This window comes from Streptomyces sp. NPDC028368 (genome assembly GCF_055565615.1).
The window spans coordinates 97,807-109,692 of sequence record NZ_JBVHTY010000018.1; the positions used below are offsets into that span (position 1 = coordinate 97,807).

Sequence of the window (11,886 nt, forward strand, 5' to 3'; positions counted from 1 at the left end):
CCGGACACCCCTTCACGACATGCAGCCGCATCCGCGCCCCGTCGCCCTCGATCCCCGCCACGGTCCCTCCCCAGCTCGACGCCCCACCTCTGGCCCCGCTTCCGGTCCCCTTTCTACGCCCTGACACGGGTGTCAGGGTCAAGCGTCGCCGAGCCTCGGCAGGCGTCGAACGGCCGGGAGCTACGGCTTCGGGGGCGTCCAGTCCGGCCGGCGGCCGCTGAGCGCCACCACCCGGTCGAGCAGCGAGGCGCCCTCCGCCACCGCGACGGGCGAGGCGAACATGGGCCCGGAGGCGCCCCCCGATTCGTCGGCCCAGGCCGTGAGCAGCGCGTAGGAGACGCCGAGGTCGGCCGGGTCGGGCGCGTACGCCTGGCCCGTGGCGCGCGCCAGGTCCCAGCCGTGCAGCACCAGCTCATTGAGCGCGACCCGGCCCGCGACGGGGGCGGGGAGGGCGACGCCGCCCGCCTGGGTGTCGCCGGTCCAGGCCTCCGGCGTGCGCCAGGCCGCCGCCATCTCGGCCAGATTCCGGTCCAGGTCGGCCCGCCAGCCGGGCGTCACGTCCGGTACGGAGGTGTCCGGCGGTGTGTTGGTCGTCGGCCCGAGGTCCTTGCGCGCCGCGTCCCGGAACGCGCCGGTCAGGCCGACGAGATGACCCAGGAGATGGCGTACGGCGTATCCCTCGCACGCCGTGGGCGCGTCCATCTGCTCCTCGGCGGTGTGTTCTGCCAACTGCGCCACCAGCTGGGTCTGCGCGCCGAAGTCGATCGTCTCGGTCATGGTCCGGTTCCTTCCGTCCTGCCGGGGAAGCACTGCCCGCGCGGCGTCCGCCCGGGGCGGGCCACCGCCCGCCCCGACCACCGCGCTCCTCCCAGTGAAGACTCCTGCGGCCCCCGGAACTCATCGCCACACCGCTGTACGGCTTCCGTCCCTGCGACTTCCCTCGGTACGGCTAGCCGCCACACCGCTTCTACGGCTGCCCGCTACACCGCTTCTACGGCTGCCCGCTACACCGCTTCGCTCCCCGGCCCGGCGTAGCGTTCCCGCAGCGCCGCCTTCAGCACCTTGTTCAGCGGCCCGCCACGCGGCAGCACATCGGTGACCTCCAGCTGCTCCGGCAGCTTCTGCGTCATCAGCCCGGCGGCCCGCAGATGGGCGGTGATCCCGGCCAGGGTCAGCGGCGCGGCGGCGGTATCGCCGGCGGCGGGATCGGCAGGGGCGGGGTCGGTAGGGGCGGCCGGTCCGGTGGGCGTGACCACCGCACACACCCGCTCCCCCCGCTCCCGGTCCGGCAGCCCGATGACCGCGACGTCCGCCACCGCCGGATGCGTCCGCACCAGGTCCTCGATCTCCTGGGCCGAGATGTTCTCGCCCTTGCGGATGATGATGTCCTTGAGCCGCCCGGTCAGGACGAGATGCCCGTCCTCCCGCAGATGCCCCAGGTCACCGGTGTGGAAGTAGCCGTCGTCGTCGAACACCTCGGCCGTCAGCGCCGCATCCGTATACCGCCGGAACAGCATCGCTCCCTTGAGCGTGACCTCACCCGGCTCCCCCGCCCCGGCCTCGCTCCCGTCCGCCCGCACAATCCGCACCCGGGCCCCGGTCACCGGACGGCCCACCGTCCGTGCCAGCTGTTCGTCGCTGTCATACGGCGTGCCCATCGCGATCATCGGGCACTCCGTCATCCCGTACCCGTGCACGATCGCGCAGTCCAGCTCCGGCCCGGCCGCCGCGTACAGTTCCGGCGGCATCGGCGCCCCGCCTCCGGACAGCAGCCGCAGCGAGGGAATCAGCCGCCCGGCCGTCGGGGACTGGCTCCGGTACCGGCGCGACTCCTCCAGAAACGCCTGATAGAACGCCGTACTCCCGCCGGCCATCGTCACCCCGAGCCGCCGGTAGACGGCCGCCGCCCGCCCCGCCTCGAACGTGTCGAGCACCACCGCCGGAAAGCCGCTGACCAGCATGGCGATGACGTAATCCGGCCCGGCGATATGTGCGTACGGAAACGCGATCGACCCGATGTCGTCCCCCGACATCCCCAGCGCGGTCGCCAGCCCCACCCCGCCGGCGATCAGCGAGGCATCGGTGTGTTCGACGCCCTTGGGGGCGGAGGTCGTCCCGGAGGTGTAGTAGATCCAGGTGGTGCGGCCGCCCGCCCCGCCCGCCGGCTCCGGCTCGCCGGCGGGATCCCCCGTCGGCAGGCCGCCCTCCAGCGACACCACCCGCACGTCGTCCCCGGCCAGATTCCGCACCATCGCGCCGTGGTCGAACCCCCGCCACACTCCCGGTACGAGCACGAACTCGGCCGCCGACTCCGCGAGAATGAACCCGACTTCCCGCTCCCGGTGCAACGGAATGACGGGCGTCTGCACGGCGCCGATCCGTGCCAGCGCCAACGACGCCACCACCGTCTCCACCCGCGTCGGCAACTGCCATGCCACCCGCGTCCCGGCCCCGATCCCCAGCGTCCGGAACCCGGCGGCGACCCGCACCGCCTCGTCCCGCACCTCGTCAAAGGTGACGGTCCGCCCGTCCCCGTCAAAGAACATCGGCGCCCCGCGCGAGACCTTGGCCCGGTACTCGACCAGTTCCCAGAGCGTGCGGATACGGGAGAGTTCGAACACGGCGCGCCTCCTGGCTGTGCGGGGAGCGGTGCGTGAGAGGGCTTCGGCTGGGCCGGGACCGCGACTCTAGCAGTCGATCTGACGGACCGTCAGTACTGTGGTGGCGATCGGTTCAGGGCCGATGGCTGTCCCCGCCGGCGATGCCCTCGGTGACGGGCGCATGGTGGTCCGAGGTGGTGGCGTTGCCGGACAGGGGGCGGTGCTGGTCGGCCGACGCCGGTGCGGCCACGGCGCCGGCGATCGCGACCGTGAGCGCGATGAGGGCCAGGGCTTTTTTGCTACGGGACATAGCGACTCCTCGGTGAACGTGAATGGGCTGCTGACCAAAAAGGGTAGTGACGACAAGACGTCTGTTCGACTGTGTGGCCGGAACGCGGTGGGGGATGGCGGGAAGCCGAACCCGCCCTGAACATGCCGCAGGGGCCGGTATCGATGGCTCCCCTCCATGCCATCGAGACCGGCCCCTGCGATCCCCCGAGTTTCCCGCCCCCCGACGGGTTGAATCCGCCCCTTACTTCGGGTCGGCGATCGGACGGTGGTTGTCCGGCGCCGCCACCGTGGGCTCCGGCTGTGCCGGCGCGACGGGCAGCTGGTGGTCCTGCGGCGTCACCTCGGTGCCGATGACGGGACGGTGGTTGTCCAGCGGCTTGACAATGTCCTTCTCACCGAGGCGCTTGGGCTTGTTCTCGATGTTCGCCATGTTCAACTCCCTGTATGTAGGCGCTTGGTGGTCCGCCCGGCCGGCAACTCCCCCGTGGGTCGCCGGACGGGTGGACCGGGGCCGAACACCATACGGTGGGGCCTCGTGACCGAGCCGCTTGCCCCCCGAGGCGGCGGATCGGTGTAAGGAAGACAGTGCCGGGTGGTGATGAACGATCGATAAACGTCCGCTCGTGGCGCCCGTGACCTGCGGCTATGCCGCGCCGGCCGGCACGAGGAGCCGCTGGACCTTGACGCTCTCCACAGATCCCAGACGCTCGTAAGTGGACAGAGCTTCCTGCCAGCACACCCGTGCCCTGCCGGTGTGTCCGATCTTGTGGAGGGCCCGTCCCAGCGCCGTCAGCGCATTGGCACGCCACCACTCACCGCCGATACCGCGCAGCACGGCGAGCGCCTGCTCCGCATGATTGGCGGCGTTGGCGGGGCGATCGGCGGCGAGGTCCACCTCCGCCAGCCGGAAGTACGTCATGCCCTCCCAGAAGCGCTGGCGGCTGTCCTGGAAGATGAGCAGGGCCTCGGTCAGCTGCTGCGCGGCATCGTCGAGCCGCCCGGCGAGTGTGAACGCCAGGCCGAGCGCGTACATGCCGTTGGCCAAGCGCCGGGTCGCACCGAGTTGGCGGTATATGGCGATGCCCTGTTCCGCGAGTCCGATGGCGCTGTCCACGCGGCCCGTGTCCAGGTGTACCCGGGAGAGATTGCACAGCGCGCTGGCTTCCGCCTGCTTGTTGTCGTCGTCGCGGAACGCGGTGAGGGCCTGCCCCAGATACGCCTCGGCGTCGGCGTGGCGTTGCTGCTCCCCGGCGATGATGGCGCGGTCGTTGGGAGCGTAGGAGGACGAGAACGGGTCGCGTGTGGCGAGCCCGAGCAGCATGGCCGACTTGGCGTGTTCGTCCGCGACGTCGAGGCGCCCCGCGAGGGTGTGCAGATTGGTGAGCGCGGTGTGCACCCGTGCCTCGGCGTGCTGGTCCCCGGTCTCCCGTGCGGCGGCGAGCATCGTCATGTTCACCTGCTCGTACTGGCGCGCGGCGGCACCCGATTCGGCCAGGTCCCGCGTCAGGAGGAGGAGGTCGACCGCGCGCCGCAAGGACCCCTCGCCGGTCGACTGCTGGGCACAGGCGAGCAGGCAGCCCGCTTCCCCGAAGAGCCAGTCCAGCGCCGTCGTGCGGTCCTCGAAGGGCAGGCCGGGATGGACGGTGGACTCCATGTGGTCCACCAGCCGGTCGCCCGGCCGCTCCAGGGCGTACATCCGGGCGGCCGTCGCCAGATAGAAGTCCAGCAGTCGTGACAAGGCGGCGGCCCGCTCCGTCGGGGGATGCTCATCCCGCTCCGCGCACGCCCGCGCATACAGCCGCACCAGGTCGTGGAAGCGGTAGCGGCCGGGTGCGGCGGATTCCAGCAGGCTGGCGTCCACGAGGGACTCGACGAGGTCTTCGGCGGACTCGATGTCCATGCCGAGCAGCGCCGCGGCCGCCGCCAGCGAGATATCCGGACCGTCCGCCAGCCCCAGGAGCCGGAACGCCCGAGCCTGCTGCGGCTCCAGCTGGCCGTAGCCCAGCTCGAACGTGGCCTTGACGGCCAGGTCGCCGGCGCGCAGCTCGTCCAGCCGGCGGCGTTCGTCGGCGAGTTTGCGGGCCAGGATGGAGACGGTCCACGTACGGCGGGCGGCCAGGCGGGAGGCGGCGATGCGGATGGCCAGGGGCAGGAAGCCGCAGGCGCCGACGACGGCCATGGCGGCCTGGCGTTCGGAGGTGACGCGTTCCTCGCCGACGATCCGGGTGAAGAGGGCGAGGGCCTCCTCGGGGCTCATGACGTCGAGGTCGATCAGGTGCGCGCCGGCCAGGTCGATCATACGGGCGCGGCTGGTGATCAGGGCGGCGCAGCCCTCCGTACCGGGGAGCAGCGGCCGGATCTGTGCGGCGTCGCGGGCGTTGTCCAGGAGGGCCAGGACGCGGCGGCCCGCAAGAGTGGAGCGGTAGAGGGCGGAGCGTTCCTCGAGGCCGTCGGGGATGGAGGAGTCCGGGGTGCCCAGGGAACGGAGGAAGGCACCGAGGACCGCTTCGGGCTCGGCGGGGGTGTGACCGGCGCCCTGAAGGTCGACGTAGAGCTGTCCGTCGGGGAAGTGCTCGCGGGCGGCGTGGGCGACATGCACGGCCAGGGTCGTCTTGCCGACGCCGCCGATCCCGGTGAGCGCGGAGACCGCCATCACGCTGCCCTCGGCGGTGGCGAGCTGGTCGCCGAGTTCGGCGACGAAGGCGGCGCGGCCGGTGAAGTCGGCGACGCTGGCGGGCAGTTGCTGGGGCCGTACGACGGTGTGGTCGGCCGCGTCCGGGCCGTCGGGGACGACGGGCGGCGCGTCCAGATCGCTGTCGGCGCGCAGGATCCGCTGCTGGAGGTCGGAGAGCGAGGCACAGGGGGCGACGCCCAGTTCGTCGTCGAGCAGCTTGCGCGTATCGGTGTACACCGCGAGCGCCTCGGCCTGCCGCCCGCTGCGGTACAGGGCCAGCATCAGCAGTTCGCGCAGCCGCTCGCGCAGGGGGTGGGCGGCGGTGAGGGCGGTCAGTTCGGAGACCGTCTCGGCGTGGCAGCCCAGTTCCAGCTCGAGTTCGAGGCGGGTCTCCAGGAGGGAGAGCCGCCACTCGTTGAGGCGGGTGCGCTGATTGTCGGCGTAGGGGCCGGCGAGGCGGGCCAGCGGTTCGCCGGCCCACAGGGCCAGTGCGCTGTCGAGGAGTTCGCGGGCGCGGCCGCGTTCGCCGGCGGCCTTGGCCTTCTCCGCCTCGGCGGCGAATTCCTCGGCGTGGTCGTGGTCCAGGTCGAGAGGGAGGCCGTCCACCGACCGGATCGCATAGCCGCCGGACTCGCTGACCAGGGCGGCGGCGTCGTCACCCAGCGCCTTGCGGATCCGGGAGGCGTACGTCCGCAGCGCGGCGAGCGCGGCGTGCGGCGGCTCATCGCCCCACAGGTCGTCGACGAGCTCGGCGGCGGTGGCGGTGCGGCCGCCGCGCAGCAGCAGTGCGGCGAGCAGCGCGCGCTGCTGCGGGGAGCCCGCTGCCAGCGGCGTGCTGCCGCGCCAGGCCCGTACGGGACCGAGCACGGTGAAGCGGAGCCGCCCCTGCCCCCGCCCCGTACCGTCGTCCATGGTCTCCCCCTGCCCTGTGCCGTCCGTACGCGCCATCCGCACCATCCGCTCGCACCATTCCGCATGCGCAACGGCCAGTCTGCCTTGCCGAGGCCCCTTACGTCAGTAGGGGTCGGGAGCGTGCACAAAGCCTCCTCGGGTGCCGGTAGGCGCCGGTGGGGAGGTGCATGGAGGGGCGCATGAAGGGGCGTGGAGAGCCGAGTTCCGTGCGCCCTCTGTACCACGATTGTTACGCCCGGTCGCCGTCCGGCCCGCTCCGGTCACCTTCCCGCACATTGCTGACGGATCGTCAGATCAACGCTACCGTGACGGACATGGAGACCATGGAGACCTTCCCGAAGATCATCTCGGTGGACGACCACACGGTGGAACCGCCCCACGTCTGGCGGGACCGGCTCCCGTCGAAATACCACGGCATCGGCCCGCGCATCGTCCGGGCACCCCTGAAGGAAATGACGTTCGTGGGCGGCAAATTCGCCCCGAAGATGGGCGCCCCGGGGGATGACGGCCCGATAGCCGACTGGTGGGTCTATGAGGATCTGCACCGGCCGCTGACCCGCCTCGACACCGCCGTCGGCTACTCCCGCGACGACATCAAGCTCGAGGGCATCACCTACGAGCAGATGCGTCCCGGCTCCTTCAGTGTGCCGGACCGATTGGCCGACATGGACGTCAATCATGTCCAGTCCGCCCTCTGTTTCCCCACCTTCCCCCGCTTCTGCGGCCAGACCTTCACCGAGGCCAAGGACCGTGAGCTGGGGCTGCTGGGGGTGCGCGCGTACAACGACTGGATGGTGGAGGAGTGGTGCGGCCCCCAGGCGAAGGGCCGGCTGATCCCGCTCACCCTCATCCCTCTCTGGGACGCGGAGCTGGCCGCAGCCGAGGTACAGCGCAACGCCGCCCGCGGCGTCCGGGCGGTCTGCTTCAGCGAGATCCCGCCGCACCTGGGGCTGCCCAGCATCCACACCGACTACTGGGACCCGTTCCTGCGCGCCTGCGACGAGACGGGCACGGTCATCGCCATGCACATCGGCTCCTCGTCGAAGATGCCGTCCACCTCCGCCGACGCCCCGCCCGCCGTAGGCTCGACCATCACCTTCGCCAACTGCTGCTTCTCGATGGTCGACTGGCTGATGAGCGGCAAGTTCGACCGCTTCCCGAACCTCAGGATCATGTATGCCGAGGGCCAGATCGGGTGGATCCCGTACATCCTGGAGCGCGCGAATGTCGTCTGGGAGGAGAACCGGGGCTGGGGCGGCGTCGCCGACAAGGTCTTGCGCCCCCCGTCCGAACTCTTCGCGGACCATGTGTACGGGTGCTTCTTCGACGACGCCTTCGGGCTGAAGAACCTCGACGCCATCGGGGTGGGCAACGTCCTGTACGAGACCGACTACCCGCACTCGGACTCGACCTGGCCCAAGTCGAAGGAGGTCGGCGAGTCGCAGATGGGCCATCTGGCGCCGGACGTGGTGGAGCGGATCGTGCGGGGGAATGCGATCGAACTGCTGGGGCTGACGGGGGAGGGGCTCTGGGCGGCGGGGTAGCGGCTCACGTCTCCCGGAGGGCGGATTTCACTCCGGCGTGAACTCGTGCTGTCGGCCCGGATCGGAGCGAGCGCCCTACGGCGACGACGGCGCCGGTACCGGAGCTGACTGAGGCCCGGCGGGCGCCCGGGTCCGGACGGGGAGCGGCGCTTACGCCGTCGCACCGCCCTGGTCGGATGACTCTCCGCGGCCGTGCGCCTCCCTGTATGCGTCGAGGAATTCCGTCACGAAATCCTCATCGTCCACGAAGCGCCCGACCCAGTGGGCGAAAGGCACGGACACTTCCTTCTCCGCGGCTATGACCAGGTCGTTGGGGTCTGCGACCGGAGCGAGGCCGAAGTGCTGGTGCAGCCAGGCGAGGTACTCCGGGTGGCGTTCGCACAGGTCCGTCAGCTCTTCGTCCTCGTCGTCGAATTCGGCCTCGTAGTCCCCGACATACAGCGCTCTGTTGCACGCGAGCTGCTGGAAAAACTCCCGGAGGTTGCGGGCGATGACGCCGATCCCTCCTTCGTCGCCGAAGACCACGATCGGCAAGGTGGCCAGGTCGGCGCGGTCGTCGATGCGCCAGAGGGCGTATGTGGAGCCGGTGTCGTTGGCGTACGCGAAGGACGGGAGGCGGTCCAGGAATTCGGGGTCTTTCGACCAGATGTCGATTCCGGTGGGGGCCGCGAATTCCGCCAGGGCGAACCCCGGCGAGATGTTGTCCCCGCCGATGCGTTCTTGCAGTTGCCGGAGCAGGTTCAGTTCCGGGACGGGGGAGTAGGCGCCGCTCATGAGGTGCTCCGACGGGGATATCGAGGAGGAGGTGAGGGGATGACGCGGTGGCGTCCGGTGATGTGGCCAACGCTACGGCCGCGCCGGAGGCCGCGCAGGCGGATGGTCACACCGTGCGGCGAGGCGTCGGCCGTCCCGTGCCCCCGTCCAGCAGCGCGACCGCCGTCGCCACCAATTCCGCATCCGTCTCCTCCGTGCGGTGGTCCGCGATGCCGGAGCGGAACAGGGCCGCCCCCTCGATCAGCATCGTGAAGACCCCCGCGCGTGCCCGGCACGACGCGGCGGGCAGACCGGGCTGCCGTTCCTGGAGGTAGGCGGCGACCTGGTCCTGGTAGTCACGGTAGAAGGCGCGTACGGCGGCGGCTACGGAGTCGTCGACGGCGGCCAGGGCCCAGAGTTCGGTGAACAGGCGGACCAGGCGCGGGTCGTCCTGCTCGGCCAGGAGCGTGCGGACGACCTGTTCATGGCTCGCGGCCTGTTCCCGGGAGGACAGGAGCGGACGCAGGCGTTCCAGGGAGCGCGACAGGGCCCGGTCCAGGACGGCGGCCACCAGGTCGGCGCGGGCGGGGAAGTAGTACTGGAGATGGCCCAGGCGCACGCCGGCGGCGGTGGTCCCGCCGGTGGGGGTGTCGGTCATGCGGCTCTCGTCGTGTGGGCGTCGGCGTCGGAGGTCTCCAGTGCCACCCCGTACTCGGCGAGCAGCTCCGGGACCTGCGCCGGGACCGGCGTCATCTCGGGGAAGACGACGCCGTGCGGGGCGCCGGCACCGTCCGCGCCCAGGACGCGGCGCAGCGCCAACATCGCCCCGACCGCCGTGAGATGCGCCTGACCGGCTGCCGTCGGCCCTCTTGTCTGATGAGGCGTCAGCCACGACGATGTGCGCCTGACGTGAATTGACGGGTCGTCAGATTTGGCATTCGGAAACTCAGGACTCGGAATCTCAGGACTCGGAAATTCAGGGGTCGGAAACCCAGGGGTCGGAAACCCAGGGGTCGGATGCATGCCGGACACCGGACACCGGGCATCCGGAAGGAGCTGTCCAGATGGTGCGGATACTGCCCGAGGGGCGACTGGCGTACGGGATGCAGCTGCCGGTGCAGTCGCAGAGCACCCTCTACGCGGAAGGCTGGGAGGCGGCGGCCGGGCCCGCCGACCTGGTGGAGATCGCGCAAGCCGCCGACCGGCACGGCTTTGCCTATATCGCCTGCTGCGAGCACATCGCGATTCCCCGGCGGCTGGCCGGCGCGATGGGCACGATCTGGTACGACCCGGTGGCCACCCTCGCGCACCTCGCCGCCGTCACCGAGCGGGTCCGGCTGCTCAGCCATGTCGCGGTGGTCGGCCTCAAACACCCGCTGATCAGCGCAAAGCAGTACGCGACGCTGGACCACCTCTCCGGCGGGCGACTGATTCTCGGCGTCGGCGCCGGGCACGTGCAGGAGGAGTTCGAGGCGCTCGGGGTGGAGTTCGGGCAGCGGGGTGCGGTGCTGGACGAGGCCATCGACGCGCTCAAGGTGGCGCTCGGACCGGAGGAGTTCGCCGAGTTCAAGGGGGCGCGGTTCGCGTTCTCGGGGCTGGGGCAGGCGCCGCGGCCGGCCCAGACACCGCGGCCGCCGGTCTGGGTGGGGGGCTCCTCGCCGGCCGCCGTGCGCCGGGCCGCGGTCCGCGGTGACGGGTGGCTGCCGCAGGGGGACCGGCGGGACCAACTGCCCGGCCAGATAGCCAAGCTGCTCGCGCTCAGGGAAGCGGCCGGGATCGAGGAGCCGATCACGATCGGGACCATCGCCGAGCCGTTGTACGTGGGGGAGCCGGGCTGGGACGTCGGGCGGCGGACCCTGTCGGGGGCGCCGGAGCGGCTCGCGGAGTCGCTGCGGGAGTACCGCGCGATGGGTGTGGCCCAGATACAGGTGCGGTTCCGCAGCCGAAGCAGGAGCGAACTGACCGATCAGATGGCCGCGTTCGCGAGTGAGATCGCGACGCATCTCGATGACTGAGCGAGCAGGGCCGAGGCGGTGCGGCACGGATGGCCGCACCGGACGGGAACGCTGGGAGGCGGGCATGGGAAAGCTGGCAGGCCGGGTCGTCCTCATCACGGGCGCGGCGCGCGGGCAGGGTGAGCAGGAGGCGCGGCTCTTTGTGGCGGAAGGGGCGCGGGTGGTCCTCGGCGATGTGCTGGACGGGCCGGGTGAGGCGCTGGCCAAGGAGCTGGGGGAGGAGCGGGCCCGGTACGTCCATCTGGATGTGGGCCAGGAGGCGGACTGGGAGGCGGCGGTCGCTGTCGCGAAGGGGGCGTACGGGAAGGTCGACGGCCTGGTCAACAACGCCGGGATCCTGCGCTTCAACGAGCTGGTCACTACGCCGCTGGCGGAGTTCCAGCAGGTGGTGCAGGTCAACCAGGTCGGGGCGTTCCTGGGGATGAAGGCGGTGACGCCCGAGCTGGCGGCGGCCGGCGGCGGGACGATCGTGAACACCGCCTCGTACACGGCGCTGACCGGAATGGCGTTCCTGACGTCGTACGCCGCGACCAAGGCCGCCATCGTCGGGATGACGCGGGTGGCGGCGATGGAGCTGGCGGGCAAGGGGATCCGGGTCAATGCCATGTGCCCGGGGGCGGTCGATACGCCGATGACCAACCCGGACCGGGTGGCGGCGGACGGCGGGCCCAAGGCGGCCGATGCGGCCGGCAGTGCGGCGCTGGACGAGTTCTACGGGAAGGTCGTCCCGATGGGGCGGATCGGGCAGCCGGAAGAGGTGGCCAGGCTGGCGCTTTTCCTGTCGTGCGAGGACTCGTCGTACATCACCGGGCAGCCGTTTGTCATCGACGGGGGATGGCTGGCGGGGGTTTCGGTCTTCTGAGGGCCGGGAGTGTTTGCTGACGTGGCGTCAGGTATTGACGGTGGGTGCGGGCGGTGCCAGAGTCGGTCGGGATCGTGAACTGACGATCCGTCAGATTTGGTCTGGGGGTCGGCGCGTCGCCCCGCATTCGCCGGGTTGGCCGCCTCGACCGCCTCGTCCGCCTTGGTCGCCTCGGCCGGCTCGGCGGGGTGATTGTCAGAGGGGCGGAGTACCGTCGAAGACGTCACGGAAAGTG

General features: G+C 71.1%; 11 protein-coding genes. 3 read left to right on the forward strand and 8 right to left on the reverse strand.

Translation table 11 applies throughout. The annotated features are described in order from the left end of the window. Positions 1-180: 180 nt before the first annotated feature. The 5 genes from ACZ4S3_RS33050 to afsR all read right to left on the reverse strand — a co-directional run bounded on the left by ACZ4S3_RS33050 (position 181) and on the right by afsR (position 6,513). Positions 181-777 (reverse strand): TIGR03086 family metal-binding protein, encoded by a 597-nt coding sequence (locus tag ACZ4S3_RS33050; protein ID WP_467940952.1) that lies wholly within the window; start codon positions 775-777, stop codon positions 181-183. Positions 778-1,004: 227 nt separating this feature from the next. Continuing rightward, complete coding sequence (locus ACZ4S3_RS33055) at positions 1,005-2,621, reverse strand: class I adenylate-forming enzyme family protein (RefSeq protein WP_467940954.1); 1,617 nt, start codon at positions 2,619-2,621, stop codon at positions 1,005-1,007. A gap of 112 nt (positions 2,622-2,733) precedes the next feature. Then, positions 2,734-2,910, reverse strand: a complete 177-nt coding sequence (locus ACZ4S3_RS33060) for a hypothetical protein (protein ID WP_467940956.1) — start codon at positions 2,908-2,910, stop codon at positions 2,734-2,736. 222 nt (positions 2,911-3,132) lie between these two features. Beyond that, positions 3,133-3,321 carry a hypothetical protein gene (locus ACZ4S3_RS33065; protein ID WP_467940958.1) on the reverse strand — a complete coding sequence of 63 codons (189 nt, stop codon included), beginning with the start codon at positions 3,319-3,321 and terminating at the stop codon, positions 3,133-3,135. A gap of 213 nt (positions 3,322-3,534) precedes the next feature. After that, positions 3,535-6,513, reverse strand: coding sequence for an SARP-family global regulator AfsR (gene afsR / locus ACZ4S3_RS33070; protein WP_467941167.1), 2,979 nt, complete (start codon positions 6,511-6,513; stop codon positions 3,535-3,537). A gap of 287 nt (positions 6,514-6,800) precedes the next feature. On the opposite strand from afsR, the gene ACZ4S3_RS33075 reads away from it, so the two are divergent. Then, on the forward strand, positions 6,801-8,021 hold the full coding sequence (locus ACZ4S3_RS33075; RefSeq protein WP_467941172.1) for an amidohydrolase family protein: 1,221 nt from the start codon (positions 6,801-6,803) through the stop codon (positions 8,019-8,021). Positions 8,022-8,171: 150 nt separating this feature from the next. On the opposite strand, the gene ACZ4S3_RS33080 is transcribed toward ACZ4S3_RS33075, so the two are convergent. From ACZ4S3_RS33080 to ACZ4S3_RS33090, 3 genes are all read right to left on the reverse strand, one after another. Next, a complete protein-coding gene (locus ACZ4S3_RS33080) occupies positions 8,172-8,795 on the reverse strand; it encodes a hypothetical protein (protein WP_467940960.1) in 624 nt (207 codons plus the stop codon). A 106-nt stretch (positions 8,796-8,901) separates the two neighbouring features. After that, positions 8,902-9,432: a TetR/AcrR family transcriptional regulator gene (locus tag ACZ4S3_RS33085; RefSeq protein ID WP_467940962.1), complete on the reverse strand. Its 531-nt coding sequence runs from the start codon at positions 9,430-9,432 to the stop codon at positions 8,902-8,904. Further along, on the reverse strand, positions 9,429-9,596 hold the full coding sequence (locus ACZ4S3_RS33090; RefSeq protein ID WP_467940963.1) for a hypothetical protein: 168 nt from the start codon (positions 9,594-9,596) through the stop codon (positions 9,429-9,431). Before ACZ4S3_RS33090 ends, ACZ4S3_RS33085 begins: the two co-directional genes overlap by 4 nt. Positions 9,597-9,838: 242 nt before the next feature. On the opposite strand from ACZ4S3_RS33090, the gene ACZ4S3_RS33095 reads away from it, so the two are divergent. Together ACZ4S3_RS33095 and ACZ4S3_RS33100 are read left to right on the forward strand one after the other, a co-directional pair. Continuing rightward, entirely contained in the window at positions 9,839-10,789 is a 951-nt protein-coding gene (locus ACZ4S3_RS33095; protein WP_467940965.1) for a TIGR03619 family F420-dependent LLM class oxidoreductase, read from the forward strand. 64 nt (positions 10,790-10,853) lie between these two features. Continuing rightward, the gene (locus ACZ4S3_RS33100) at positions 10,854-11,651 is read left to right on the forward strand and encodes an SDR family NAD(P)-dependent oxidoreductase (protein WP_467940967.1); all 798 of its coding nucleotides are present in this window, start codon (positions 10,854-10,856) and stop codon (positions 11,649-11,651) included. The last annotated feature ends 235 nt before the right edge of the window (positions 11,652-11,886 follow it).

Excerpts from the sequence above, each read along its gene's own strand:
- ACZ4S3_RS33050 (WP_467940952.1), bottom strand. The coding sequence starts at position 777 with ATGACCGAGACGATCGACTTCGGCGCGCAGACCCAGCTGGTGGCGCAG.
- ACZ4S3_RS33060 (WP_467940956.1), bottom strand. The coding sequence starts at position 2,910 with ATGTCCCGTAGCAAAAAAGCCCTGGCCCTCATCGCGCTCACGGTCGCG.
- ACZ4S3_RS33065 (WP_467940958.1), bottom strand. The coding sequence starts at position 3,321 with ATGGCGAACATCGAGAACAAGCCCAAGCGCCTCGGTGAGAAGGACATT.
- afsR (WP_467941167.1), bottom strand. The coding sequence starts at position 6,513 with ATGGCGCGTACGGACGGCACAGGGCAGGGGGAGACCATGGACGACGGT.
- ACZ4S3_RS33075 (WP_467941172.1), top strand. The coding sequence starts at position 6,801 with ATGGAGACCTTCCCGAAGATCATCTCGGTGGACGACCACACGGTGGAA.
- ACZ4S3_RS33080 (WP_467940960.1), bottom strand. The coding sequence starts at position 8,795 with ATGAGCGGCGCCTACTCCCCCGTCCCGGAACTGAACCTGCTCCGGCAA.
- ACZ4S3_RS33085 (WP_467940962.1), bottom strand. The coding sequence starts at position 9,432 with ATGACCGACACCCCCACCGGCGGGACCACCGCCGCCGGCGTGCGCCTG.
- ACZ4S3_RS33090 (WP_467940963.1), bottom strand. The coding sequence starts at position 9,596 with ATGTTGGCGCTGCGCCGCGTCCTGGGCGCGGACGGTGCCGGCGCCCCG.
- ACZ4S3_RS33095 (WP_467940965.1), top strand. The coding sequence starts at position 9,839 with ATGGTGCGGATACTGCCCGAGGGGCGACTGGCGTACGGGATGCAGCTG.
- ACZ4S3_RS33100 (WP_467940967.1), top strand. The coding sequence starts at position 10,854 with ATGGGAAAGCTGGCAGGCCGGGTCGTCCTCATCACGGGCGCGGCGCGC.